The 259-nt window shown below is 55.2% G+C and carries 1 protein-coding gene; it reads right to left on the bottom strand.

Features of this window, described 5'->3' with window-relative positions; translation table 11 throughout:
• Positions 1-259 (bottom strand): hypothetical protein (locus QN347_RS20265; RefSeq protein WP_323494471.1); only part of this gene is annotated, 259 nt, incomplete at both ends.

The raw sequence follows: 259 nt of genomic DNA, 5'->3' as shown, positions 1-259 counted from the left end.
TCACGTGGCTGCGGGTGGGTAGCACATGAAAGGCACTCGGCCCTTGGCAATTGTCGGTAGTACTGACACAGTCATAGAAATTCTCGACCATGATTACGGAATTGCCATCATTCCGTATCGTGTAGTCTGCGGCCGTCTCGCTCAACACCGTGTGATGGCGTACCACATCGGGCGGCACAATCAACACTGCGCCATAACCGGTCAAGACACTGACGCCGGCGGCAATGGTTTCGGCCAGCTGTTTGCTATCCTCATCGGA

The sequence above is a fragment of the Sphingomonas sp. 10B4 genome, assembly GCF_035019905.1.
GTDB lineage: Bacteria > Pseudomonadota > Alphaproteobacteria > Sphingomonadales > Sphingomonadaceae > Sphingomonas > Sphingomonas glacialis.
The sequence above is the reverse complement of the archived record's forward strand: the minus strand, read 5'-3'. Positions and strand labels throughout refer to the sequence as shown.